Source organism: Streptococcus sp. HMSC057G03, assembly GCF_001808745.1.
GTDB classification, from domain to species: domain Bacteria; phylum Bacillota; class Bacilli; order Lactobacillales; family Streptococcaceae; genus Streptococcus; species Streptococcus parasanguinis_Z.
The window spans coordinates 261,045-285,738 of sequence record NZ_KV794434.1; the positions used below are offsets into that span (position 1 = coordinate 261,045).

At 43.6% G+C, this 24,694-nt stretch carries 24 protein-coding genes; 21 read left to right on the top strand and 3 right to left on the bottom strand.

Features of this window, described 5'->3' with window-relative positions:
- Positions 1-29: 29 nt before the first annotated feature.
- Positions 30-1,220, bottom strand: a complete 1,191-nt coding sequence (locus HMPREF2686_RS09640) for a cation diffusion facilitator family transporter (RefSeq protein WP_024055507.1) — start codon at positions 1,218-1,220, stop codon at positions 30-32.
- A gap of 151 nt (positions 1,221-1,371) precedes the next feature.
- Between HMPREF2686_RS09640 and pcrA the strand changes: the two genes are divergently transcribed.
- The 4 genes from pcrA (at position 1,372) to HMPREF2686_RS09660 (ending at position 6,584) form a co-directional block, all read left to right on the top strand.
- Positions 1,372-3,657, top strand: coding sequence for a DNA helicase PcrA (gene pcrA / locus HMPREF2686_RS09645; RefSeq protein ID WP_049506906.1), 2,286 nt, complete (start codon positions 1,372-1,374; stop codon positions 3,655-3,657).
- A gap of 368 nt (positions 3,658-4,025) precedes the next feature.
- Positions 4,026-5,300, top strand: coding sequence for a DUF2130 domain-containing protein (locus HMPREF2686_RS09650; protein WP_049474800.1), 1,275 nt, complete (start codon positions 4,026-4,028; stop codon positions 5,298-5,300).
- 9 nt (positions 5,301-5,309) lie between these two features.
- The gene (locus tag HMPREF2686_RS09655) at positions 5,310-5,753 is read left to right on the top strand and encodes a GNAT family N-acetyltransferase (RefSeq protein WP_049482313.1); all 444 of its coding nucleotides are present in this window, start codon (positions 5,310-5,312) and stop codon (positions 5,751-5,753) included.
- 30 nt (positions 5,754-5,783) lie between these two features.
- Entirely contained in the window at positions 5,784-6,584 is an 801-nt protein-coding gene (locus HMPREF2686_RS09660; protein WP_049474798.1) for an alpha/beta fold hydrolase, read from the top strand.
- A gap of 35 nt (positions 6,585-6,619) precedes the next feature.
- On the opposite strand, the gene HMPREF2686_RS09665 is transcribed toward HMPREF2686_RS09660, so the two are convergent.
- Complete coding sequence (locus HMPREF2686_RS09665; RefSeq protein WP_049474797.1) at positions 6,620-7,936, bottom strand: FAD-containing oxidoreductase; 1,317 nt, start codon at positions 7,934-7,936, stop codon at positions 6,620-6,622.
- Positions 7,937-8,117: 181 nt separating this feature from the next.
- On the opposite strand from HMPREF2686_RS09665, the gene truB reads away from it, so the two are divergent.
- The 13 genes from truB (at position 8,118) to HMPREF2686_RS09730 (ending at position 20,739) form a co-directional block, all read left to right on the top strand.
- The gene (gene truB, locus HMPREF2686_RS09670; RefSeq protein ID WP_049472264.1) at positions 8,118-9,014 is read left to right on the top strand and encodes a tRNA pseudouridine(55) synthase TruB; all 897 of its coding nucleotides are present in this window, start codon (positions 8,118-8,120) and stop codon (positions 9,012-9,014) included.
- A gap of 4 nt (positions 9,015-9,018) precedes the next feature.
- Positions 9,019-9,963, top strand: a complete 945-nt coding sequence (locus HMPREF2686_RS09675; protein WP_049522695.1) for a bifunctional riboflavin kinase/FAD synthetase — start codon at positions 9,019-9,021, stop codon at positions 9,961-9,963.
- A gap of 300 nt (positions 9,964-10,263) precedes the next feature.
- The gene (locus HMPREF2686_RS09680; protein ID WP_009732658.1) at positions 10,264-10,665 is read left to right on the top strand and encodes a Spx/MgsR family RNA polymerase-binding regulatory protein; all 402 of its coding nucleotides are present in this window, start codon (positions 10,264-10,266) and stop codon (positions 10,663-10,665) included.
- 12 nt (positions 10,666-10,677) lie between these two features.
- Entirely contained in the window at positions 10,678-10,956 is a 279-nt protein-coding gene (locus HMPREF2686_RS09685) for a UPF0223 family protein (RefSeq protein ID WP_003003480.1), read from the top strand.
- Entirely contained in the window at positions 10,946-11,716 is a 771-nt protein-coding gene (locus HMPREF2686_RS09690) for an inositol monophosphatase family protein (RefSeq protein WP_070450517.1), read from the top strand. The genes HMPREF2686_RS09685 and HMPREF2686_RS09690 overlap by 11 nt, the downstream gene beginning before the upstream one ends.
- The gene (locus HMPREF2686_RS09695) at positions 11,717-13,021 is read left to right on the top strand and encodes an RsmF rRNA methyltransferase first C-terminal domain-containing protein (protein ID WP_070450520.1); all 1,305 of its coding nucleotides are present in this window, start codon (positions 11,717-11,719) and stop codon (positions 13,019-13,021) included. It begins immediately after the preceding gene.
- 107 nt (positions 13,022-13,128) lie between these two features.
- A complete protein-coding gene (locus tag HMPREF2686_RS09700; protein WP_070450523.1) occupies positions 13,129-13,995 on the top strand; it encodes a phosphate ABC transporter substrate-binding protein PstS family protein in 867 nt (288 codons plus the stop codon).
- Positions 13,996-14,011: 16 nt separating this feature from the next.
- On the top strand, positions 14,012-14,923 hold the full coding sequence (gene pstC / locus HMPREF2686_RS09705; protein WP_003003307.1) for a phosphate ABC transporter permease subunit PstC: 912 nt from the start codon (positions 14,012-14,014) through the stop codon (positions 14,921-14,923).
- Positions 14,913-15,797, top strand: coding sequence for a phosphate ABC transporter permease PstA (gene pstA, locus HMPREF2686_RS09710; protein ID WP_003006597.1), 885 nt, complete (start codon positions 14,913-14,915; stop codon positions 15,795-15,797). The genes pstC and pstA overlap by 11 nt, the downstream gene beginning before the upstream one ends.
- A gap of 10 nt (positions 15,798-15,807) precedes the next feature.
- On the top strand, positions 15,808-16,611 hold the full coding sequence (gene pstB, locus HMPREF2686_RS09715; RefSeq protein ID WP_049496102.1) for a phosphate ABC transporter ATP-binding protein PstB: 804 nt from the start codon (positions 15,808-15,810) through the stop codon (positions 16,609-16,611).
- A gap of 29 nt (positions 16,612-16,640) precedes the next feature.
- Positions 16,641-17,399 carry a phosphate ABC transporter ATP-binding protein PstB gene (gene pstB / locus HMPREF2686_RS09720; protein WP_049483387.1) on the top strand — a complete coding sequence of 253 codons (759 nt, stop codon included), beginning with the start codon at positions 16,641-16,643 and terminating at the stop codon, positions 17,397-17,399.
- A gap of 12 nt (positions 17,400-17,411) precedes the next feature.
- The gene (gene phoU, locus HMPREF2686_RS09725; protein WP_031577047.1) at positions 17,412-18,065 is read left to right on the top strand and encodes a phosphate signaling complex protein PhoU; all 654 of its coding nucleotides are present in this window, start codon (positions 17,412-17,414) and stop codon (positions 18,063-18,065) included.
- A 130-nt stretch (positions 18,066-18,195) separates the two neighbouring features.
- Positions 18,196-20,739: a M1 family metallopeptidase gene (locus HMPREF2686_RS09730; protein WP_031577045.1), complete on the top strand. Its 2,544-nt coding sequence runs from the start codon at positions 18,196-18,198 to the stop codon at positions 20,737-20,739.
- 56 nt (positions 20,740-20,795) lie between these two features.
- Here the strand turns inward: HMPREF2686_RS09730 and HMPREF2686_RS09735 are convergent, their stop codons facing one another.
- Positions 20,796-21,329: a biotin transporter BioY gene (locus HMPREF2686_RS09735; RefSeq protein WP_031577043.1), complete on the bottom strand. Its 534-nt coding sequence runs from the start codon at positions 21,327-21,329 to the stop codon at positions 20,796-20,798.
- A gap of 206 nt (positions 21,330-21,535) precedes the next feature.
- On the opposite strand from HMPREF2686_RS09735, the gene HMPREF2686_RS09740 reads away from it, so the two are divergent.
- The 4 genes from HMPREF2686_RS09740 (at position 21,536) to HMPREF2686_RS09755 (ending at position 24,646) form a co-directional block, all read left to right on the top strand.
- On the top strand, positions 21,536-22,075 hold the full coding sequence (locus tag HMPREF2686_RS09740) for a hypothetical protein (protein WP_070450526.1): 540 nt from the start codon (positions 21,536-21,538) through the stop codon (positions 22,073-22,075).
- Between the two features lie 135 nt (positions 22,076-22,210).
- On the top strand, positions 22,211-22,891 hold the full coding sequence (locus HMPREF2686_RS09745) for a response regulator transcription factor (protein WP_021152983.1): 681 nt from the start codon (positions 22,211-22,213) through the stop codon (positions 22,889-22,891).
- Complete coding sequence (locus tag HMPREF2686_RS09750; RefSeq protein ID WP_024055735.1) at positions 22,875-24,236, top strand: sensor histidine kinase; 1,362 nt, start codon at positions 22,875-22,877, stop codon at positions 24,234-24,236. Before HMPREF2686_RS09745 ends, HMPREF2686_RS09750 begins: the two co-directional genes overlap by 17 nt.
- A 29-nt stretch (positions 24,237-24,265) precedes the next feature.
- Entirely contained in the window at positions 24,266-24,646 is a 381-nt protein-coding gene (locus HMPREF2686_RS09755) for a lactoylglutathione lyase (protein WP_003006623.1), read from the top strand.
- Positions 24,647-24,694 lie beyond the last annotated feature (48 nt).

Here is a 24,694-nt window from a genome sequence, read left to right on the forward strand (position 1 = left end):
AGAGGCTAGGACTTTTGTCCCAGCCTCTTTTAGTCGGTTTTATTAGTAATTTGATGGAAAATCTTTTGCCACGTTTCATGGCGACGCCAGAGACTGGTATGGATTTGACCGTCTAGTTCATAGCGTATGAGTTTGGTTTTTTGGCTGATGGACTCCAGTTCAAAGTTTTGGAATTGAACTTGGTCGTTTGCGAGAGCCTCTATTAATTCTGCCTTGTTGTGTTCGTGACCGGTGTCGTCAATCAAGGTATAATTATCCGCTAGCAATGTATCAAACTCTTGCTTAGCATAGAGGCGTTTTTCGTAGGTCAAGAGTTTCTTTTCAACGTTTTCGATCAGCTCATCTTCAGGAATTGAGCTAGGTTCCACATGGACGTCAATGTCAAAGACTCCAAATTCTTCTTTCAGGAGATTCTCGACTTCTTCTGTGATCGCATGGCTTTCATAGACGGAAAGGTCGGGATTCATCTCCAAGACAACGTCCAGATAGATATTGCTTCCGTAGGTCCGTCCGCGTTGGTATTTCACACGCGCAATCTTAGGGAGTTTTAAAATAGCTTTTTCGTAATCTTCGAGGAGACTATCGTCAAAGCCGTCTGAAAGACTAAAGGAAGATTCCATAAAAATATCGTAGGCTGTTTTGAGGATAAAGAAGGTGATGATGATGGCTACGATTTTATCGACAATTGGATAGTTAAAAGCACTAGCAGCGATCGCGATCGACGTTCCAAGAGATGTGACGACGTCTGAAAGATTGTCTTTTGCGGCTGCTTTTAAGGCTTTTGATTTGGCCCGTTTTGCTAAGCGAAGATTGTAGAAATAAACGCCTAGCATGACAAGGGCTGAAACCACTCCGACGCCAGCACCGAGTGGATCAATGCTAACTGTTTCATTGCTGAAGATCTTTTGGAGGGTATCGCGTAAGACATCAAAACCGACATAAAACATAATGATGGAGGTGACTAGACTAGCTAGATCCTCAATTTTCCAGTGACCAAACTTGTGATCACGGTCAGCTGGTTGGCGAGCGAGACGAATCCCGATGAGCAGGGCAGCATTGCTGATGATATCAGATAAGTTGTTAAATCCATCGGCTACCAAACTGGATGAATGAAGTAGATGGCCGGTAGCCAATTTTACTGAAGAGAGCAATAAATAGGCTAGAATACTAATGATAGCGCCACGTTCGGCCAGTTTTAAGTTACTGTATGGTTTATCCAAAATATCCTCCTAGACCTCGGATGAAATCCTGTTTTCTTTAAGCTACTATTATATCGTTTTTGGAAGGGAAATTCAAATGAGTCCTTTTTTAAAAGAAGCTAGACCGGTTTTTGTGGTATAATAGAACGATTGAATGAATGAGGAGTATGAGATGAATCCTTTATTGAATGGTATGAATGATCGCCAAGCAGAGGCGGTCCAAACGACAGAAGGTCCCCTCTTGATCATGGCGGGGGCTGGTTCTGGTAAGACACGTGTCTTGACCCACCGCATCGCTTACTTGATCGATGAAAAAATGGTCAATCCTTGGAATATTTTGGCCATTACCTTTACCAATAAAGCCGCTCGGGAGATGAAGGAGCGGGCTTATCAATTGAATCCAGCCACCCAAGATTGCTTGATTGCGACCTTCCACTCCATGTGTGTGCGCATCCTTCGCCGAGATGCGGATCATATTGGCTACAATCGCAATTTTACCATTGTAGATCCAGGAGAACAACGGACCTTGATGAAGCGGATCTTGAAGTCCTTGAACTTGGATCCTAAAAAATGGAATGAACGGACCATCTTGGGGACTATTTCCAATGCCAAAAATGACCTGATCGATGAAGTGGCCTACGCCGCCCAGGCTGGCGATATGTACACCCAGATCGTCGCCAAGTGCTATGAGGCTTACCAAAAGGAACTCCGTCAGTCAGAAGCAGTGGACTTTGATGATTTGATCATGCTGACCTTGCGTCTTTTTGATCAGCATCCAGATGTGCTGACCTATTACCAGCAGAAGTTCCAATACATCCACGTAGACGAGTATCAAGATACCAACCATGCCCAATACCAGTTGGTCAAACTCTTGGCTTCACGCTTTAAAAATATCTGTGTCGTTGGGGATGCGGACCAGTCTATTTATGGCTGGCGGGGAGCAGATATGCAGAATATCCTGGACTTTGAGAAGGATTATAAAGAAGCTAAGGTCGTTTTGTTGGAGGAAAATTATCGTTCCACTAAAACTATCCTGCAAGCAGCCAATGATGTCATCAAAAACAATCGCCACCGCCGTCCGAAGAATCTCTGGACACAAAATGAAGACGGGGAAGAGATTGTTTATTATCGGGCTAATGACGAGCAGGATGAAGCAGTCTTTGTTGCTAAAACCATTGAAGAGCTCAGTCGCGAAGCTGGCTACAAGCACCGTGATTTTGCTGTTCTCTACCGAACCAATGCCCAGTCACGGACCATTGAAGAAGCGCTGCTCAAGTCCAACATTCCCTACACCATGGTGGGAGGCACCAAGTTCTACAGCCGGAAGGAAATTCGGGATGTCATTGCTTATCTGAACTTGATTGCCAACCTCAGTGACAATATCAGTTTTGAGCGCATTATCAATGAACCCAAGCGGGGAATCGGGCCAGGTACAGTGGATAAGATTCGTGACTTTGCCCAAATGCAAGAGTCTTCACTCCTGGATGCTTCAGCCAATATCATGCTCTCAGGCATCAAAGGAAAGGCCGCTCAAGCCATCTGGGACTTTGCCAATCTCATTCTTGATTTGAGAGAAAGATTGGACCAGCTCACCATTACAGAGTTGGTCGAAGAAGTCCTTGACAAGACAGGTTATATGACAGCCCTAACCAATCAGGGAAATTTGGAAAGTCAGGCCCGCATCGAGAATATCCAAGAGTTCCTATCTGTTACCAAGAATTTTGATGAAAATGGAGAGACCGTCGAAGACGAATCAGGTGTGGAAACCTTGAGTCGTTTCTTGAACGATTTGGCCTTGATTGCCGATACAGACGATGGGGCCCAAGAAACTTCAGAAGTCACCTTGATGACTCTTCATGCAGCCAAGGGATTGGAGTTCCCGGTCGTCTTCTTGATTGGAATGGAAGAAAATGTCTTTCCTCTTAGTCGTGCAGCAGAGGATCCAGATGAATTGGAGGAAGAACGTCGCTTGGCTTATGTGGGGATCACGCGGGCAGAGAAGGTTCTCTTCTTGACCAATGCCAACTCTCGTTTGCTCTTTGGACGGACCAGCTACAACCGTCCGACGCGTTTCATCAATGAAATTAGCTCGGATTTATTGACCTACCAAGGATTAGCCCGTCCAGTTAATACCAGCTTTAAGGCTTCTTATAGCAATGGAAGCGGAACGACATTTGGAAAAGGCATGAGCCTGTCTCAAGCCCTTCAAGAGCGCAAGAGACAAGCATCCCCAAGTGCTCTCACGTCATCAAGCCTACCTTTTGGTAATAGTAACCGAGCTGCTGCTAAAGAAAGCGTCGCTTGGTCCATTGGTGATATTGCCATTCACAAGAAGTGGGGAGAAGGAACTGTGCTTGAAGTATCTGGTAGTGGCAACACCCAAGAGCTCAAGATCAACTTCCCAGAAGTGGGTCTCAAGAAACTCTTGGCCAGTGTCGCGCCGATTGAGAAGAAATAAACTAAAGCCAGTAAGCTAAGTCCACTGTTTCAGATTATAAATAAGCAACATCTTTTCAGAAATCTAAAGTTATTACTGAATGAGACTATTGAAAAAAATATTTTGGAACTAGTGCAAAATAGATTGAGACTTTTCGCCGTGAGGAAAGCATCAGAAACGCATTAGTTTCTGGTGCTCGGTAGATTTGAGACGAAAGGCTCAAATCTAAGGTATGGAATCCCAAAGGGAGTCGCTACCGTCCGTCCTCACCTAAGGAAAGTCTCTATAAAAGAATGAATATTTACTTAAAACCAGCAAGCTTCGTTTGTTGGTTTTGATTTTACTGGTGGCATGATATAATATACTAAGAATAGAGAAAGAGGCAGGCTATGAACGAAATCAAGTGCCCCAACTGTGGGGAAGTTTTTACAGTTAATGAAAGTCAATACAGCGAGCTCTTGTCACAGGTACGGACAGCTGAGTTTGACAAGGAAATTCATGAGCGGATTCGGCAAGAATTGGCTTTGGCAGAGCAAAAGGCCCTAAATGAGCAGCAAGAGAGGTTAGCTAAGAAGGACCAAGAAATTGCCCAGTTACAGAACCAGATTCAACAGTTTGATACCGAAAAAGAATTGGCCAAAAAAGAGGTGGAGCAAACCGCTAGCCAAAGTCTGCTAGAGAAAGAAAAAGAAGTTCAACAACTTGAGAATCAGCTGGCGACCTTGCGCTTGGAGCATGAAAACAAACTGCAAAAGACGCTTTCTGACCTAGAGAAAGAAAGAGACCAGATCAAAAATCAGCTCCTTTTACAAGAAAAAGAAAACGAGCTTTCTCTGACTTCGGTGAAACAAAACTATGAAGCCCAGCTTAAAGCGGCCAATGAGCAAGTTGAGTTTTACAAGAATTTCAAGGCCCAACAATCAACCAAGGCCATTGGGGAAAGTCTGGAGCAGTATGCGGAGAGTGAGTTTAACAAGGTTCGTAGCTTTGCCTTCCCTAATGCCTATTTTGAAAAGGACAACAAGGTCTCTGCACGTGGGTCTAAAGGGGACTTTATCTTCCGTGACTTTGATGAAAATGGGCTGGAATTCATTTCCATCATGTTTGAGATGAAAAATGAAGCAGATGGAACTGAGAAGAAGCATAAGAACGCTGATTTTTACAAAGAATTAGACAAAGACCGTCGGGAAAAGAACTGTGAGTATGCTGTTTTGGTAAGTATGCTTGAAGCAGATAATGACTACTTCAACACAGGGATTGTCGATGTTAGCCACGAGTATGAGAAGATGTACGTCGTTCGTCCTCAGTTCTTTATCCAGTTGATTGGTCTCTTACGCAATGCGGCTCTTAACTCTCTAAAATACAAGCAAGAACTAGCACTTATCCGTGAGCAAAATATTGACATCACCCACTTTGAAGAAGACCTGGATGCATTTAAAGTTGCCTTTGCTAAGAACTACAATTCGGCTTCTGTCAACTTTGGCAAGGCTATCGATGAAATCGACAAGGCCATCAAACGGATGGAAGAAGTCAAGAAATTCTTGACTACGTCAGAAAACCAACTCCGCCTCGCTAACAACAAGTTGGATGATGTTTCCGTTAAAAAATTGACTCGGAAGAATCCAACCATGAAGGCTAAGTTTGATGCCTTGAAGGAAGACTAGGAGGCTCCTATGCAGATTCGAAAAGCAACCATAAAAGATGCTGAAGCCCTACTGTCTTTATACGAAGACTTGGGCTATCCAACAACCGCTTCTAAGCTGTCTCGACGTTTAGAAATGATACTTTCTCAGCCACATTATGGCTGTCTTCTAGCTGAAAGAAACGGAGTAATTTTAGGTTTCTTAGGTTATGCAAAGCTCTTCTTTTTTGAAGCAGATGGGTCTTACTATCGAATTTTAGCTTTGTCAGTTGCAAAAGAAACAAGACGACAAGGAATTGCTAGTAGGCTAATCGATGAATTGAAAAAACAAGCGGTAAAAGAAGGGGTTAAGGCGCTGGCTCTAAATAGTGGATTAACCGCTGAACGAAATGCTGCACATCAGTTTTATCAGGCAGTTGGATTTGAAAAAGTAACTGCCGGCTTTGCTCTGTATTTAAAAACTCAACATGAATAAACATGATAAAATAGGAGAGAAAACGAAGTAATGTCTTCAACAAAAGGGAAAACCTTATATTTGAACAAAAAGAGCATGGACTATGTAACATTTGGAAAAGGTAAACAGCCATTAGTGATCATACCAGGATTGGGGGATGGATTGCAGACGGTTAAAGGTATGGCTATGCCTTTTTCAATCACATACCGTATACTTGCCAAACGTTACAAAATCTATGTTTTTTCTCGAATCAATGAGCTGAGACAGGGCTATACAACGCGGGATATGGCAGCAGATGTAGCAGAAGCAATGGAGGCGCTGAACTTAGATACATCTTATGTTATGGGGATTTCGCAAGGTGGAATGATTGCCCAATGGTTGGTGGTGGATTTCCCTGAAAAGGTTCAAAAGCTCATCTTAGCCGTGACTACTGCAAAACCTAGTCAACTTGCTAGAGAGCGAATTGAGCATTGGCAAAAGCTTAGTCAATCTGGAACTTTTAAGCATCTCATGCTGGATATCGCAAAGCACTCCTATACGCAAAAGAGCTATCAAAAGTGGCGGTTCCTTTATAATATCATGGGTCGCTTGGGGCGAATCAAAGATGAAAATAGAATTGCCATTCAGTCTCAGTCTTGCCTTACTCACGATAGCATTGAGGTCTTAAAGGAAATTCAGTGTCCAACCTTTGTCCTTGGTGCGCTTGAAGATGATGTGATTGGTGTGGACGGATCCAAGGAACTAGCAAAAGCGATTTCGGATTGTCAACTCCTCATTCTTAAGCATTCTGGGCATGCTCTTTATGAAGAAAATAAAGCATTTCAAGAGGCTGTCTGTGGATTCTTAAACTAAAAAACGCTGGAAAAATTCCAGCGTTTTTATTCTAGTTAAATCGCAAAGAGATCGTTTAGGTTTTCTGCCATGGTTGGGTGGGTAAAGATTTGTTTTGCGATGTAAGTATAAGGGATCTTGTTGTCCATCGCCATGGTGATCAGGTTGATGATTTCGCCTGCAGCTTCTCCAAAGAGCGTCACTCCAAGAATTTCTTTAGTTTCTGGGTTGACCACGGCTTTGAAGGCACCTCGAAGGTCTGCATTGACGTGTCCGCGTGGCATAGCAGCAACTGACAATTCTTTAACAGCAACTGGAAGCCCTTTGTCGCGTGCTTCTTGCTCGGTCAAGCCGACTTGGGCCAAAGGAGGAGCAATGAAGAGTGTTGTCGCATAGTTTCCGCGTGTTTCGAGATTGTAGCTACCATCGCCTGTGAGGTAGTTGAAGACGATGCGGAAGTCATCGAGGGACATATAGGTGAATTGAGGACCACCATTGACATCCCCAACTGCAAAGACACCAGGGACGCTGGTTTCCAAATGACGGTTGACTTGAATCGCTCCACGATCAGTGACTTGGATGTCTGTGTTCTCAAGACCAAGACCAGCTGTATTTGGCTTACGTCCTGTTGCGTAGAGGAGGATATCGAACTCGAAGTTTCCTTTATCGGTTACAAGGGTTAAGCTGTTTTCGCCATCCTTAATTTCTTGGGTATGAACGCCTTGCAAGAATTGAATGCCATCTTCTTCAAGGTAGCCTTTTGCAAGAGCTGCAATGCTTGGCTCGATCCGTGGCAAGAATGCTTCAGAAGCGTCTAGTACCGTTACTTGGCTGCCCAAGGTATTGTAAAGGTGGGCAAATTCCAATCCGATTGGTCCACCACCAAGGACACCGAGGCGTTTAGGTAGGTTTTCCAAACGTTGAATACCGGTTGAATCCACGGCAAATTTACTTTCAGCTAATCCTGGGATCGGAAGGACATTTGGCACAGCACCAGTATTAATAATAATGGTTTCAGCTGTCAATTCTTCCTTTTCCTCACCAGCTTGAATTTCGATGACCTTGTTAGAAACGAAACGAGCCGTCGCATCGATAATGTCTACACCAGTTCCAGCAATCGTTGCGTAGTTCTTACCATTGAGACGAGTAGTGACTGCATTTTTCTCATTCATGGCTTGCTCAAAATCCAAGCCTTTTTCTGCTGCAACAATCAAGGTCTTGGTGGGAATACAAGCGATATTGATACAAGTACCACCGTACATAGATTTGCTCTTTTCAATCAGAGCGACTTTTTTTCCTTGGCTTGATAATTTCGCTGCGAGTGTTTTACCAGCTTTACCAAATCCAATCACAATAACATCATACATTAACATATGTTACACCTTCTTTCGCTTTCTATTGTATCAAATCCATTTTAAAAAGTCTGAAATCTGCTACGGGATTTTTTAGGAGCTCATGAGAAGGGGGAAAGAGGGACAAGAAGTCTTGTTTCATGGTATAATAAAGGGTCGGTGGACCGGATGGTCACACAATCAGTTAGAAAGAGCAAATCAGATGGACGGAATTATCAATGTAAAAAAGGAAGCAGGCATGACCTCACATGATGTGGTATTTAAACTGCGAAAAATCTTAGGAACTAAGAAGATCGGCCATGGGGGAACGCTGGATCCGGATGTGGTGGGAGTGCTTCCAATAGCAGTTGGCAAGGCGACCCGGATGGTCGAATTCATGCAAGATGAAGGCAAGGTCTATGAAGGAGAAATCACTCTGGGATTTTCTACCACAACGGAGGATGCCAGCGGGGATGTCGTGGAGCGGACCCCAGTGGAAGTGCCTTTAGATGCAGAAGAGGTCGATCGCATGATTGCCCAAATGGTGGGAGAGATCGAGCAGGTACCGCCTATGTACTCCGCGGTTAAGGTCAATGGGCGTAAGCTCTATGAGTATGCACGGGCAGGAGAAGAAGTGGAACGCCCTGTCCGACAGGTGACGATTTATGAATTCACGCGTACCAGTGAGATTGGCTACGAGGAAGGACTAGCCCGTTTTCGCTTCCGGGTTAAATGCAGCAAGGGCACCTATATCCGGACCTTGTCGGTGGATTTGGGTCAAAAACTGGGTTATGCAGCCCATATGTCTCATCTGACACGGACCAGTGCTGCCGGTTTGTCACTGGAAGATTCCCTGACCTTAGAAGAAGTGGCTGAAAAAGTAGCACAAGGAGATTTGAGCTTCCTTCACCCACTTGAAATTGGCACCGGGGATCTGGAAAAAGTAGAGCTGACAGTAGAAGAGGTTGGCGAAGTTCAAGTGGGACGCTTTATTCCAGTTGAGAGTGACTCCAAAGAGTTAGCTGCTTTTTACCAAGGAAAATTGGTAGCCATTTTAGAAAAAAGAGAAGAACTTTACAAACCTCGAAAAGTCTTTCTAACAGAAAGTGTGTTACAATAAATTCATGAATATTCGTACGATTACTACTGCTAACCAGATCCATTTGGAGAATGAGACAGTTTTGGTTCTGGGCTACTTTGATGGCCTGCATCTGGGGCATCAAGAACTCTTTAAAAAGGCGCGTCAGATCGCGGATGAAAAAGGCTTGAAGGTCGCTTTGTTAACCTTTCCTGAATCTCCTAAGTTAGCCTTTGTTCGCTACCAACCAGAATTACTGCTTCATTTGCAGAGTCCTGAGGATCGGTTCCAAAAATTAAACGAACTAGGAGTGGATGAGCTCTTCCTCATTGATTTTACGACCGATTTTGCTTCTAAAACCGCCAAAGAATTTGTTGATCAATTTGTCAAAGCCTTGAGGGCCCGAGTTTTAATTGCTGGATTTGATTATAGTTTTGGCTCTGATAAGAAAACGGCCTCTGACTTAGCTGATTATTTTGATGGTCAAGTGGAAGTCATTTCTCCTGTATTGGATCAGGGGGAAAAGATTAGTTCAACCCGCATTCGTCAAGCTATCCTAGAAGGACGCGTCCAAGAAGCTGCCCGTCTACTTGGTCACCCTTTATCTAGTCGAGGAATCGTCGTGCATGGGGATGCGCGTGGTCGCACCATTGGCTATCCTACCGCCAATTTAGCGCCGATTGACCGGACCTATCTCCCATCAGATGGCGTTTATGTAGTTGATGTCGATTTTAAAGGGCAGACCTACCGTGGCATGGCTTCTGTCGGGAAAAATATTACCTTTGATGGGAAAGAGCTTCGTTTCGAAGTCAATCTCTTTGATTTTACAGGAGATATCTACGGTCATACTTTGACTATTCATTGGTTGGATAAGATACGAGAAATGGTCAAATTCGATGGAATCGATCAACTAGTGGCGCAACTAGAAGAAGATGAAGCAGTTTCACGAAACTGGACCAAGAGAGTGGGACAGAAATCGGTAATTCGTTAGAATTCGATTTCGTCGCCCCACCTCCGCACAGTTGTGTAGGGCTGTAAAAGCTGATGAAATCAGCGTAGTAGAGCGCACTCAACCACTGCGTCTTGCTCGACAATCTAAAGATAACTGAGAGGCTAGGACTTTTGTCCCAGCCTCATTTTTCGGGCCTCTTCTTGGGAAAAATGAAAGGGATTTCTTTTTTCCACTGAAATTCAGAAAAATCGTCGAGAAATCAAAAAAGCGCTTTTCAAGCACCTAATTTTTTTGTATAATAGAGTTAGATAGTTATATATAAAAAAAGAAGTGAACCACATGATTACATTATTTTTATCACCGAGTTGTACATCATGTCGAAAAGCTCGGGCTTGGTTAAAAAAGCACGATGTTCCATTTAAAGAACACAATATAATGACAAGTCCTTTGAGCAAACAGGAGTTGACAAGTATATTGGCCTTGACCGAAAACGGAACAGACGACATTATTTCAACTCGTTCAAAAATTTTTCAAAAATTGGATGTTGATGTTGAAGATTTATCCATCTCAGCCTTGATTCATCTGATTGAGGAAAATCCAAGTCTCTTAAGGAGACCGATTATTTTAGATAACAAGCGCATGCAAATCGGCTTTAACGAAGACGAAATTCGGGCCTTCTTGCCGCGGAGTTATCGAAAACAAGAGTTACGCTCTGCCACTCTAAGAGCAGAAATAAACTAAGAAGTATGTCGAATGCAAAAAAATTATAGTTACCCACTGGACTTATCGTGGAGCACTGAAGAGCTTGCTTCAGTGCTTTCTTTTTTCAATAAAGTTGAAGAAGCCTATGAAAGTAAGGTAGAGGCCAAAGAATACATGGAAGCCTACCGCGCTTTTAAGAAGGTCGTGCCTAGTATCGGAGAAGAAAAACGTCTCGGACGGGAGTTCGAAGAAGTGAGCGGTTATTCTCTCTATCGTGCGACCCAGGCTGCAAAGCAAAAAGAGGAAGGATGGTTTTCTCTTGAAGAATAAATTAGAGTTTGCCAAACAAATCGTTTTAGAGGCTGGAGACTACTTGCGTCTTCATCTCCATGATGACTTGATGATCTCAAAAAAGACTGGGCCGACAGATTTAGTCACCCAGATGGACCAACAGGTTCAAAAGGATTTGGTTGAAAAAATCACAAATCGCTACCCAGAAGATCGGATTTTTGCGGAGGAAGATGGCCTTCGTTCACCGATTTCAGAAGGATCCGTTTGGGTGATTGATCCCATTGATGGGACCAATAATTTTGTGACCCAAAAGGAAGATTTTGCGGTCATGGTGGCCTATTTCGAAGACGGAATCGGTCGGTTTGGCCTGATCTACGATGTGATGCGGGATCACCTTTTTTTCGGGGGTGGAGAATTCCCAGTTTATCGCAATGAGGTTGAACTGACACCCTTTGTGGACCAACCTCTGGAAAACCTTTTGATTGCTTCAAATGTCGGCATGCTTGAGAAAAATGACTGGGGCATGGCCGATCTTGGTATGGACTCTCTTGGCATTCGGGTCTACGGAAGTGCCGGTATTAGTTTTTCAAAAATTCTCTCAGGTGGGATTCTAGCTTATTTTAGCTATATCTGGCCCTGGGATTATGCTGCAGCTGCGATCATGGGGGAACAGTTGGGCTATACCGTCCTAAATCTAAATGGGGATAAACCTAATTACCAGACAGTCGAACCCATTATGATGGTTCCAAAGGTGAAGTTAACAGAGATTCAAACCTATCTTAAGAAAGGGAGAAGTTAAATGAATTTTCCCCATGGTTTTAAAGAAAAATACCAGCATCTTCTAGGTGAGGATGCTGCTGCTTTTTTTGCGACCTTTGATCAAGAAGCAGTAGCAGCCTTTCGCACCAATCCTTTGAAAGAAGCACAAAAAGTATTTGATGATCCGATTCCCAATACTCCTTGGGGTCATTATGGAAAGGTCTCAGGGAAATCCATCGAACACGCAACGGGCTTGGTCTATTCACAAGAACCAGCAGCTCAGATAGTGGCCCAAGTCGCCCAGCCGAAGCCAGGGATGAAGGTCCTAGACTTGGCCGCAGCACCTGGTGGTAAGACGACGCAACTCTTGTCTTATTTGGACAATCAAGGACTCTTGGTCTCCAATGAAATCCACAAGGGACGCTCGAAAATTCTCGTAGAGAATGTCGAACGTTTCGGTGCCCGAAATGTATTGGTGACCAATGAGTCTGCCGATCGTCTGGCCAAAGTTTTCTCAGGCTTTTTTGATCTGATTGTACTAGACGCCCCGTGTTCAGGTGAGGGGATGTTCCGTAAGCAACCAGATGCCATGGACTATTGGTCCATCGATTATCCTCGAGAGTGTAGTCTTCTTCAAAGAGAAATTCTAGAGGATGCTCTCAAGATGTTGGTTCCAGGTGGTTCCTTGGTTTATTCAACCTGTACCTGGGCTCCTGAGGAAAATGAAGAGATCGTATCCTGGCTCTTAGATAATTTTGATCTAGAATTGGAAACGATCGAGAAGATCAATGGTATGGCAGAAGGCATTGACCATCCAGAAACGGCGCGCATGTATCCTCATCTCTTTAAAGGGGAGGGACAATTTGTTGCTAAGTTCCGTTATCTAGGAGAGAATCGTCCTGCCAAAATCCCTTCCAAAAAGGACCAATTATCTGCTGAACAAAAGAAATTATGGCAGGAATTTGCTAAGAAACATTTGAAGATTACTCTAGAAGGGGTCCTTGAAATCTTTGGTGACGAGCTATATTTGGTTCCACTTGGTTTACCTGATTTGCGAAAAGTAAAAATTGCCCGAAATGGCTTGCACCTAGGAACCTTCAAGAAAAATCGATTTGAACCTAGTTTTGCCCTTGGTCTAGCTCTGAAACCGAGTGAAGTCAAAGAGACCGTTTCGATCACGCCTGAGGACTTTGTTCATTATGTGGCGGGAGAGACGGTTCAATTGAAGGAAACGCATCCAAATGGATGGTACCAGGTCCTTGTCGAAGGCAATGGTTTGGGCTTTGCCAAAGTGACCGGACAGACCCTGAAAAATTTCTATCCAAAGGGGCTTCGTTTTAGGTAAAATGCTGGGCAAAGAACTCGTTCTATGATATAGTGGAAGTACAGGTTTTTTTGAAAAAAACTTGTCAAAATCATAAGTGAAATAGTGAATTATCAAGGAGACATGATTTGAAAAAGTCTAAAAAGCTGATCCTAGGACTAGCAACGATCGTATTAGCAGGAAGTTTATCTGCTTGTGCTTCTTGGATCAATCGCGGAGAATCCATCACTGCTGTCGGATCGACTGCCTTACAACCCTTGGTTGAAGGAGTAGTAGATCGCTACATTGAAGAACATCCTGGTAAGATTGTGAATGTACAAGGAGGAGGTTCTGGTACAGGACTTTCACAAGTTCAATCAGGCGCTGTGGACATCGGAAATAGTGACCTCTTTGCAGAGGAAAAATCTGGGATCGATGCCTCTAGTCTGGTCGACCATCAGGTAGCCGTAGCAGGAACAGCCATCATTGCCAATAAAAATATCTCAATCGACAATTTGACAACGGAGCAATTGCGAAAGATCTTTACGGGTGAATATACCAACTGGAAGCAATTGGGAGGTCCAGATCTTGAAATCACGATTGTGAACCGGGCGGTTGGTTCTGGTAGCCGTGCTGTCTTTGATGCCATTATCATGGATGGCAAACAACCCAAGCAGGCACAAGAGCAAGACTCTAATGGAATGTTGAAAAACATCGTTTCTCAAACGCCAGGAGCCATCTCTTATCTAGCCTTTACCTACTTGGATAGCAGTGTCAAAACCATGAAGCTCAATGGCTATCAACCAACCAAAGCCAATGTCGTCAACAATAACTGGCCAATCTGGTCCTACGAACATATGTATACCAAGGGAAAACCCAATGAGTTGTCTAAAAAATTCATTGACTACATGATGACGGATGAGGTTCAGCAAAAAGTTGTTGGCAAGATGGGCTATATCCCAATCAATGATATGAAAGTCACCCGTGATTTAAAAGGGAATGTGTCAAAAAAATAAAAGAATTAGGTAAAAAATGAACGAAGTAGCAAAAAAAATGCTGACGAAATCAAAAAATTCCCGCCTAGAAAAATTTGGGAAAACCATTACTTTTTTATGTATGAGTTTGATTGTTGTCGTCGTTGCCATGATTTTGATTTTCGTGGCCCAAAAAGGTTTATCGACTTTCTTTGTCAATAAAGTCAATATCTTTAGTTTTCTATTTGGGAGTACTTGGAATCCTGCTGCAAAGGAATTCGGAGCCCTACCAATGATTCTAGGTTCCTTTATTGTAACCTTGCTTTCTGCCCTCTTGGCAACGCCGTTTGCCATTGGTGCAGCAGTTTTCATGACAGAAGTCTCACCCAAAGGAGCTCGTTTCTTGCAACCAGCCATTGAGCTCTTAGTGGGGATTCCTTCAGTTGTTTACGGATTCATTGGCCTTCAAGTGGTCGTCCCATTTACGCGTAGTCTCTTTGGAGGGACTGGTTTTGGGATCCTCTCAGGGGTCTTTGTCCTCTTTGTTATGATCCTGCCAACTGTTACCTTTATGACGACCGATAGCCTTCGAGCTGTGCCCCGTCATTACCGGGAAGCTAGTATGGCTATGGGTGCGACCCGCTGGCAAACCATTTGGCATGTCACGCTCAAGGCAGCCCGCTCAGGAATTTTTACAGCGGTTGTCTTTGGTATGGCGCGTGCCTTCGGGGAAGCCTTGGCGATCCAGATGGTGGTCGGAAACTCGGCAGTGGTACCAACCTCGCTCACAACACCAGCTTCCACCCTCACCTCTATTTTGACCATGGGAATTGGAAATACCGTCATGGGTACGGTCAATAACAATGTTCTTTGGTCACTCGCCTTGGTATTGCTCCTCATGAGTCTTGCCTTTAACAGTGTGATTAAACTGATTACGAAAGAAAGAGGTAAGAAGAACTATGCACGCTAAACGAATGGATAAAATTGCGACAGGAGTGCTGTATGCTATTTCAGGGATCATCGTTGCGATTCTTGCCTCATTGATCCTTTATATCTTGGTCCGTGGCTTGCCCCATGTATCTTGGCACTTCTTGACTGGGAAATCTTCTTCTTACCAAGCAGGAGGAGGGATCGGAATTCAATTGTATAATTCCTTCTTCCTCTTGGTCATTACCTTGGTGATTTCCTTCCCACTTTCTCTTGGAGCTGGGATTTACCTCTCTGAGTACGCAAAAAAAGGTCGCTTGACCAATTTGGTTCGGACCTGTATTGAGATCTTGTCTTCCTTGCCATCTGTCGTTGTAGGTCTCTTTGGTTACTTGGTTTTCGTTGTCCAGTTCAAATATGGATTTTCGATCATTTCAGGGGCCTTGGCCTTGACCGTCTTTAACCTACCTCAGATGACCCGTAATATCGAAGATAGCTTGCAGCACGTCCATCATACGCAGCGCGAAGCAGGTCTAGCACTGGGCTTGTCTCGCTGGGAAACTGTGATCCATGTTGTGGTACCAGAAGCTCTTCCAAGTATTATCACTGGGGTCGTCTTGGCCTCAGGACGGATCTTCGGGGAAGCCGCTGCCTTGATCTATACAGCAGGTCAATCGGCTCCAGCTCTTGATTGGTCAAACTGGAACATCTTTAGTGTGACGAGTCCGATTTCGATCTTTCGTCAGGCTGAAACCTTGGCCGTCCATATCTGGAAGGTCAACAGTGAAGGAACCATTCCAGACTCGATCGAAGTCTCAGCCGGTTCTGCCGCAGTTCTTTTGATCTTTATCTTGATCTTTAACTTTGGAGCCCGCAAACTCGGAAGTTACCTCCATAAAAAACTAACATCTGCTTAAAGGAGAAGAAATGTCAAAATACAATTGGGATGAGAGACACATCATTACTTTTCCTGAAGAAAAGGTGGTCCTATCGACCAAAGATTTGCATGTCTATTATGGAACGAACGAGTCCATCAAAGGCGTCGACATGCAGTTTGAAAAGAATAAGATTACAGCCTTGATTGGCCCTTCAGGATCGGGGAAATCTACCTACCTTCGTAGTTTGAACCGGATGAATGATACCATTGATATTGCGCGTGTTACGGGTGAAATTTGGTATGAAGGAATCGATGTCAACCGTCCAGATATCAATGTCTATGAAATGCGCAAGCACATCGGGATGGTTTTCCAACGGCCCAATCCTTTTGCCAAATCGATTTACAAAAATATCACCTTCCCGCATGAACGTGCTGGTGTGAAAGACAAGAAAGTCTTGGACGAATTGGTCGAAACTTCTTTGAAACAGGCAGCTCTATGGGATCAGGTAAAGGATGATCTTCACAAATCAGCCCTGACACTTTCAGGCGGTCAACAGCAACGACTTTGTATCGCACGGGCCATCTCTGTGAAGCCAGATATCTTGCTTATGGACGAGCCAGCCTCAGCGCTTGATCCGATTGCAACAGCGCAATTAGAAGAAACCATGCTTGAGTTGAAGAAGGATTACACCATTGTAATTGTGACCCACAGCATGCAACAAGCAGCCCGTGCTAGTGATTATACCGGTTTCTTTTATCTGGGAAACCTCATTGAGTACGATAAGACTTCGAATATTTTCCAAAATGCGAAATTGCAATCGACCAACGATTATGTATCCGGTCACTTTGGATAAAGTAATATGACAACAAAAAGGAAAATAGAATGACAGAACCAATTTTGCAAGTCAAGGACTTGTCGGTTTATTACAATAAAAAGAAGGCTTTGAATAGTGTCTCTTTGGATTTTGCTCCAAAGGAGATTACAGCCTTGATTGGTCCTTCAGGATCAGGGAAATCTACCCTTTTAAAAGCCATTAACCGCATGGGAGACCTTAACCATGAGGTCACCACCACAGGGACCGTCCTCTACAACGGTCACAATATCTACGGACCACGGACCGATACGGTCGAATTGCGTAAGGAAATCGGAATGGTCTTCCAACAGCCCAATCCCTTTCCAATGTCCATTTATGATAATGTGACTTATGGATTGATGATTAATGGTGTCAAGGATAAGGCTGTCTTAGATGAGACAGTTGAAACCTCATTGAAACGCGCTTCCATCTGGGATGAAGTCAAGGATCGACTGCATGATTCAGCTATCGGACTTTCCGGTGGTCAGCAGCAGCGGGTTTGTGTGGCGCGGGTTCTTGCGACCAGTCCAAAGATTATTCTTTTGGATGAACCAACTTCAGCGCTGGATCCGATTTCAGCTGGTAAGATTGAAGAAACACTGTATGGACTAAAAGACCGTTACACTATGCTTTTGGTGACCCGCTCCATGCAGCAAGCGAGTCGGATTTCCGATAAAACAGCCTTTTTCTTGGATGGGGATTTGATTGAGTACAATGACACCAATGAAATGTTCTTGAACCCAGCTAAGAAAGAAACAGAAGACTATGTCTCTGGTAAATTTGGATAGGAAGAAAATAAAATGTTACGAGTTCAATTTGAAGAAGATTTAGAGAAGTTGCATAACCAGTTTTATGCAATGGGAAATGAAGTGTTGAGTCAGATCAACCGTACGGTCCGTGCTTTCGTGACCCATGACCGTGAATTGGCCCGCCAGGTCATCGAAGATGATGCGGAGATCAACGACTACGAAGTGAAATTAGAGCGTAAATCCTTTGAGATTATTGCCCTTCAACAGCCCGTTTCACAAGACCTTCGTGTCGTGATGACTGTCTTAAAAGCGGTCTCTGACTTAGAGCGGATGGGTGACCACGCAGTATCAATTGCCAAGGCAACCATTCGCATGAAAGGGGAAGTCCGTATTCAATCTGTTGAGGAAGAGATCAGCAAGATGGGCCGTGAAGTCAAAGATTTTGTCGAAGCGACACTAGATGTTTACCTCAAAGGCGATGTGGATTTGGCCTATGAAGTTGCTTCACGAGACGAAGTCATCAACCATTACTTCGATAGCATCCAAGAATTAGCAACAGAAGAAATTCGGAAAAATCCAGAGTCCATCGTGACCGGACGGGATTATTTCCAAGTGATCAACTTCTTGGAACGCATCGGAGATTATGCAAAAAACATCTGTGAATGGGTGGTTTACTTCGAAACAGGTAAAATTATCGAAATGTAAGATCATGGAGTCTTTTCGATATCAGACGGGCATTCTAATGCTTGTCTTTTCTTTTATCTTAACTTTGTGATAAAATAGTTTTATTAGGGCTTTTGATTGGGAAAGCATGAAACATTTAAAGGAGGAAATTATGCAAGCAGTTGCACATTTTGTAGAAACATTCGTTCCAGAACATTACGAAGTGTTTTTGGATTTAAGTCGTAAAACCAAGACCTTTAGCGGTCGTGTGGTGATCACAGGTCAAGCCAAGGCGGACAAGATCTCGCTTCACCAAAAGGATTTGACCATCGAAACAGTAGAAGTAGCCGGTCAAGCCCGTCCATTTACGATTGATGATGCCAATGAAGCAGTTTATGTTGAATTGGAAGGCACAGGTCAAGTGACAGTTACCCTGACCTATTCTGGTAAGATCACAGACAATATGACTGGGATTTACCCATCTTACTACAGTATTGATGGTGTGAAGAAGGAAGTCCTTTCAACTCAGTTTGAGAGCCATTTTGCGCGTGAAGCCTTTCCAAGTGTGGACGAGCCTGAAGCTAAAGCAACGTTCGATCTTTCTTTGAAATTTGACCAAGAAGAAGGTGAAATTGCCCTTTCAAATATGCCTGAAATCGATGTGGAGAACCGCAAAGAAACAGGCATTTGGAAATTTGCTACGACTCCACGGATGTCTTCTTACCTCCTTGCTTTTGCTGCTGGAGATCTTCAAGGGATCACAGCCAAAACAAAAAATGGCACTCTCGTAGGTATCTATTCAACCAAGGCGCATCCGTTGAAAAACTTAGAATTTTCTCTTGATGTAGCGGTACGTGTCATCGAATTTTATGAAGACTATTATAGCGTGAAGTATCCAATTCCTCAATCCCTCCATGTAGCGCTTCCTGATTTCTCAGCTGGAGCGATGGAAAACTGGGGCTTGGTGACGTACCGTGAAGTCTATCTCCTTGTAGATGAAAACTCAACTGCAGTTAGCCGTCAACAAGTTGCTCTTGTAGTCGCTCACGAATTGGCTCACCAATGGTTTGGTAACCTAGTAACCATGAAGTGGTGGGATGACCTCTGGTTGAACGAAAGTTTTGCCAACATGATGGAATATGTATCTGTCAATGCCATCGAACCAAGCTGGAATATCTTCGAAGACTTCCAAACAACAGGTGTTCCATTGGCCTTGAAACGCGATGCAACCGATGGAGTTCAATCTGTCCATGTGGAAGTTAAACACCCTGATGAAATCAATACTCTTTTTGACCCAGCTATCGTCTACGCTAAAGGTAGCCGTCTCATGCATATGCTCCGCCGCTGGTTAGGGGATGATGCTTTCCGTAAAGGTCTTAAAGCTTACTTTGAAAAACATCAATACGGCAATACCATCGGTCGTGACCTTTGGAATGCCCTAGGTGATGCATCTGGCCGTGATGTAGCAGCCTTCATGGATTCTTGGTTGGAACAACCTGGTTATCCAGTTCTTACAGCAGTGGTGGAAAATGATACCTTGAAGATCAGCCAAAAACAATTCTTCATTGGAGAACATGAAGACCAAGGCCGCCAATGGGTTGTGCCATTGAACAGCAACTGGTCTGGTATTCCAGACACACTTGAAACAGAAACGCTTGAAATCCCAGGTTATGCTGCCCTTGCTACTGAAAATAATGAACCGCTTCGTTTCAATACGGAAAATACAGCCCACTACATTACAGATTACCAAGGAGAGCTCTTGGATGCGATTGTAGACAACATGGCTTCCTTGGATAACTTGAGCAAGCAACAAATCCTTCAAGAACGTCGTCTCTTGGCAGAAAGTGGTGTCATCTCTTATGCAAGTCTCTTGCCAGTCATCGAGAAATTGACCCAAGAAACGTCTTATTTGGTTGTATCTGCAGTATCATCAATCCTTCAAGGTCTCAGCCTCTTTGTAGATGAAGGTACGGAAGTAGAAGCAGCCTATAAGAAGTTGCTCGTAACCTTCAACCAATTCAACTTTGAACGCCTTGGTTTTGAACCAAAAGCTGGAGAAGCCGATGAAGATGAAATGGTTCGTCAATTGGTTATTTCAAATATGATCAAGGGGGATGATGCCAAAGCAAGCGCCAAAGCAAGTGAAATCTATGCAGCCCATGCAGAGGATATCAGCAAGCTTCCAGCCGCTATTCGTTTGCAAATCTTGATTAACCAAATCAAACACCATGAAAACAAAGAATTGACTGATTTGTACTTGAACACTTATGCCCAAGCGACAGATGGCAACTTCAAGCGTCAATTGTCTACAGCTCTGGCTTATACAACCGATGCAGACACTGTTGAAAAGATTTTGACAGAGTGGAAGAACAAGGATGTTGTGAAACCACAAGACTTGGCAATGAGTTGGTATTTCACCTTCTTACACCATGAGTTCACCCAAGAATCTGCCTGGACTTGGGCGCGTGAAAACTGGGAATGGGTCAAAGCAGCTCTTGGCGGAGACATGAGCTTTGACAAGTTTGTCATCTACCCAGCCAATACCTTCAAAACAGCAGAGCGCTTAGCAGAATTCAAAGCCTTCTTTGAACCACAATTGTCTGATATGGCTATCAGCCGAAACATCAGCATGGGAATCAAGGAAATCGCAGCGCGTGTGGATTTGATTCAACGGGAAAAAGCAGCAGTAGAAGCCGCTATCCTTGCGACAAAATAGATTTAAAAAAATCGATACAGAAATTTCTGTATCGATTTTTTAGCGTCCTTTGTATCTTATTTGAAATACCAGTGGTGTTTGAGGCTGGCAAAAATCGCCTTGCTGGTGATTGTGATGATGATCAGTTTGATGAGGTCGGCAAGGATAAAGGGAACAACGACCAAAGCAAATGCTTTTTGGAGATCAGTATGCGTGACCAGCATAAAGCCGATAGCTCCGGATACAAAGAGGAGAGCACTACTGAGGAGATTGGCAAAAAAGATAGTGAAAATGCTGGATTTAGCATTGGTAAATAGAGATGTGATCCATGCTCGGAATGGGAAAAAGAGGAGGAAACCAGCGGTAGGGCCAAGGAAATGCGAAGCGCCACCAGCACCGCCTGCAAATACTGGAAAGCCTAAGAAGCCTAAAAGCAGGTAGAGGCAGACTGTGACAAAGGCATGGCTGGGTTTATAGATGGTCCCGATGATCCCGATCATGAGTGTCTGCAGGGTCAAAGGAATTGGACCAAAGGGAATGGTGAATTGAGATAGGACGGAGATCATGGCCACTCCAATGGAGATGAGCACTAAAGGAAAGATTTTTTTCATAACAGTTAACCTCGTATTTATTTTATGGTAACTATTCTACAATAAGGGGCTCAACCTGTCAATAGCCCACACTTGTTTTAGGATTTTTTAAGTAAAAATTTAGGCAGGCTTAAGACTCCTGAAGTATAATCGCTTTACTAAAGGATCGAGCTCCCTTTAAATTTTTAAAAGACAAGTGCTTGTACAAAAAGATAAAAGGTAAAAAGATGAATCAAAAAGAAACAAAACAAGTAGTCGAAACGCAAGAATCCAAAGAAAAAATGGTTGTCCTAAAACGAAGTCCTAAGTGGTGGATTGGCATGGCAGCAGTTGGTGGATTGTTAGTTGGTGCTGGAAGCGGCTTTGGTGTCGGTGTCATCGCCTCTCAATCCTCCAATAACCAACAATTTTCTCAACCAGTCCAAACGGGTCAGAACCAAGGATCTAATCAGCAACAAAATAGCCAAAATGCCCATGCTTCACAAGGAAACCAGCAAAATGGTGGCCCACAGGATGGCGGTCCTCAAGGCGGTGGTCCACAAGGTGGTGGCCAAGGACAAGGCGGCCCACAAGGTGGCGGACCTGGTCAGATGCCACAGGAAGGCAATGGTGGCCCACAAGGGAATGGTCCAGATAACGGCATGAACCAATCTGGCGGACAAGAAGGGAACCAGGGTTCCTCTAAAAAGTCCAACAAGAAGAATTCAAAAAATAAAAACAAGACGAGTGATAGTCAAAGTAACAAAGAAAACACGACAAACTCATAGAATTAGCCTTCCTCAGGCAGGCTGAATTTGATCATAAAACCAGGTTCTAAACTATAGGAAATGAAGGCAAGTCGTGTTATAATGGTTAAGAATAGATTAGAAAGACTCGCTCACGAAAGAGAAGAGGATACGATAATGATTAAAATTCTATTGGTCGAAGATGACCTTGGTTTGTCAAATTCAGTATTTGATTTTTTAGATGATTTTGCGGATGTCATGCAGGTCTTTGACGGAGAAGAAGGTCTTTACGAAGCAGAAAGCGGGATCTATGATTTGATTTTGCTGGACCTGATGCTTCCTGAAAAAGACGGTTTCCATGTCTTGAAAGAATTGCGTGAAAAAGGCGTGACAACCCCTGTTTTGATCATGACAGCTAAAGAAAGTCTGGATGACAAAGGGCACGGCTTTGAGCTAGGGGCAGACGATTACCTCACCAAGCCTTTCTACCTAGAAGAGCTTAAGATGCGGATTCAAGCTCTCTTGAAGCGCTCAGGAAAGGTCAATGAAAACACCCTTAATTATGGCAATTTGAAGGTCAATTTATCTACCAATTCGACTTATGTGGATGGGAAAGAAGTGGAACTTCTTGGGAAGGAATTTGATCTTTTGGTCTATTTCCTTCAAAACCAAAATGTCATCCTTCCAAAGACCCAGATCTTCGATCGTCTCTGGGGCTTTGATAGTGACACAACCATCTCAGTGGTTGAAGTCTATGTTTCAAAAATCCGTAAGAAATTAAAAGGTACTGATTTCGTTGAGAACTTGCAAACATTGCGCAGTGTGGGGTATATCTTAAAAGATGCTAACCAGAATTAAGAAAACCGTCGGGGAAGATGATTTTTCCTACTTCATCCGATATTTTGGGCTCTTTACTTTGATATTCTCAGCCATGACCCTGATTATCATTCAGGTCATGCGCTCGAGTCTCTATACAACGGTCGATGAGAACCTCAAGACTCTCAGTCAGGATCCCTACTCGCTTGTAGCGATTGCTTATCGAGACCAGCGACAGTCAAATACCAAAGGAGATGATAATGATCATGAGATGATGATCCCAGATCATGATAAATCAGAACCTAAAGGGGATGTCACATCCAATACCACTGTTGTTTTGCTCAATAAAAAATATGAAAACTTGACAACCGGTAATGGGTTTTTAAACTTCAAAACAGTGACGTTTGGTCGAAAGCTCCTCAACAAGGTTTCCCAGCTTCAAATTACAAACAGCTATGGGAAAAAAGAAAGTTACAGGGCCTATATGGCAGAGTTGAGTTTATCTGATGATGAAAGTGATAGTGATATCAAGTATGCGGTTGTCATGACCAATATCAGTCAGCTAGAGCAGACCAGTGAAGAGCACGAAAGCCAAATCGCCCTTGTCATGATCTGCTTCTGGGGAATCTCGTTATTTGCTAGTCTCTTCTTAGCACGTCTCAGCGTCAAGCCCCTTCTTGAGAGTATGCAAAAGCAAAAGGCTTTCGTGGAAAATGCTTCCCATGAGTTGCGGACGCCTTTAGCAGTCCTGCAAAATCGCCTCGAAACGCTTTTTAGAAAGCCTGAAGCGACCATTATGGAATCGAGCGAGAGCATTGCATCTAGCTTAGATGAAGTTCGAAATATGAAGCTCTTGACCACCAACCTTCTCAATATCGCCCGAAGAGATGATGGCTTGAAGCCAGAGATGGAAGACATCGAACCAAGCTTTTTCGATCAGACCTTCTCGAATTTTGAGATCATTGCGGAAGAAAATGGCAAAATCTTCCGAGGAGACAATCAGGTGGACAAAGTCATTTGTTCTGATAGAACGCTCCTCAAGCAATTGATGACCATTCTCTATGACAATGCCTTGAAGTATACCGATGAAGATGGTGAGATCCAGTTTGAAGTTCAATTGAAGGATAAAAATCTTCTTTTGAGAGTGCTGGATAATGGTCCAGGGATTCGAGATGAGGATAAGAAACGGATCTTTGATCGTTTTTACCGGGTCGACAAGGCCAGAACCCGTCAAAAAGGTGGATTTGGTTTGGGGTTATCCCTCGCTAAGCAGATCGTAGAAGCCTTTAAAGGGACCATTCAAGTCAAAGATAATAAACCAAAAGGGACCATCTTTGAAGTGAAATTATCCATTAAGACGGAAAGTCGTAAAAAAAATCGTTCATAATCTTTTAAAAATAGAAAAGAGGAAAACCTATGAGTTCAAAAATGTTGCACACTTGCCTTCGTGTGGAAAACTTAGAAAAATCAATCGCTTTTTACCAAGATGCTTTTGGTTTTGAAGAAAAACGTCGGAAAGATTTCCCAGACTACAAGTTCACGATTGTTTATTTGGCCTTGCCTGGAGATGACTATGAGCTGGAATTGACTTACAATTATGATCATGGTCCATATGTCATCGGAGATGGCTATGCTCACGTTGCCTTGAGTACTCCTGATCTAGAAGGTTTGAATGCGGAACACAAGGCTAAAGGCTATGAAGTGACAGAACCAAAAGGTCTTCCAGGGACGCAACCGAATTACTATTTCGTTGTAGATCCGGATGGGTATAAAGTAGAAGTCATTCGCGAAAAATAAGAGAGACTAAAAATAGGAGGCTGGGATAAAAGTCCTAGCCTCTCAATT

Bases quoted from the DNA above. Each gene is read 5' to 3' on its own strand.
- HMPREF2686_RS09680 (WP_009732658.1), top strand. From the start codon at position 10,264: ATGATTACATTATTTTTATCACCGAGTTGTACATCATGTCGAAAAGCT.
- HMPREF2686_RS09660 (WP_049474798.1), top strand. From the start codon at position 5,784: ATGTCTTCAACAAAAGGGAAAACCTTATATTTGAACAAAAAGAGCATG.
- HMPREF2686_RS09755 (WP_003006623.1), top strand. From the start codon at position 24,266: ATGAGTTCAAAAATGTTGCACACTTGCCTTCGTGTGGAAAACTTAGAA.
- HMPREF2686_RS09675 (WP_049522695.1), top strand. From the start codon at position 9,019: ATGAATATTCGTACGATTACTACTGCTAACCAGATCCATTTGGAGAAT.
- truB (WP_049472264.1), top strand. From the start codon at position 8,118: ATGGACGGAATTATCAATGTAAAAAAGGAAGCAGGCATGACCTCACAT.
- HMPREF2686_RS09730 (WP_031577045.1), top strand. From the start codon at position 18,196: ATGCAAGCAGTTGCACATTTTGTAGAAACATTCGTTCCAGAACATTAC.
- pstB (WP_049496102.1), top strand. From the start codon at position 15,808: ATGTCAAAATACAATTGGGATGAGAGACACATCATTACTTTTCCTGAA.
- pstC (WP_003003307.1), top strand. From the start codon at position 14,012: ATGAACGAAGTAGCAAAAAAAATGCTGACGAAATCAAAAAATTCCCGC.
- HMPREF2686_RS09685 (WP_003003480.1), top strand. From the start codon at position 10,678: ATGCAAAAAAATTATAGTTACCCACTGGACTTATCGTGGAGCACTGAA.
- HMPREF2686_RS09655 (WP_049482313.1), top strand. From the start codon at position 5,310: ATGCAGATTCGAAAAGCAACCATAAAAGATGCTGAAGCCCTACTGTCT.
- HMPREF2686_RS09740 (WP_070450526.1), top strand. From the start codon at position 21,536: ATGAATCAAAAAGAAACAAAACAAGTAGTCGAAACGCAAGAATCCAAA.
- pcrA (WP_049506906.1), top strand. From the start codon at position 1,372: ATGAATCCTTTATTGAATGGTATGAATGATCGCCAAGCAGAGGCGGTC.
- pstA (WP_003006597.1), top strand. From the start codon at position 14,913: ATGCACGCTAAACGAATGGATAAAATTGCGACAGGAGTGCTGTATGCT.
- HMPREF2686_RS09735 (WP_031577043.1), bottom strand. From the start codon at position 21,329: ATGAAAAAAATCTTTCCTTTAGTGCTCATCTCCATTGGAGTGGCCATG.
- HMPREF2686_RS09750 (WP_024055735.1), top strand. From the start codon at position 22,875: ATGCTAACCAGAATTAAGAAAACCGTCGGGGAAGATGATTTTTCCTAC.
- HMPREF2686_RS09665 (WP_049474797.1), bottom strand. From the start codon at position 7,936: ATGTTAATGTATGATGTTATTGTGATTGGATTTGGTAAAGCTGGTAAA.
- HMPREF2686_RS09650 (WP_049474800.1), top strand. From the start codon at position 4,026: ATGAACGAAATCAAGTGCCCCAACTGTGGGGAAGTTTTTACAGTTAAT.
- HMPREF2686_RS09695 (WP_070450520.1), top strand. From the start codon at position 11,717: ATGAATTTTCCCCATGGTTTTAAAGAAAAATACCAGCATCTTCTAGGT.
- phoU (WP_031577047.1), top strand. From the start codon at position 17,412: ATGTTACGAGTTCAATTTGAAGAAGATTTAGAGAAGTTGCATAACCAG.
- HMPREF2686_RS09745 (WP_021152983.1), top strand. From the start codon at position 22,211: ATGATTAAAATTCTATTGGTCGAAGATGACCTTGGTTTGTCAAATTCA.
- pstB (WP_049483387.1), top strand. From the start codon at position 16,641: ATGACAGAACCAATTTTGCAAGTCAAGGACTTGTCGGTTTATTACAAT.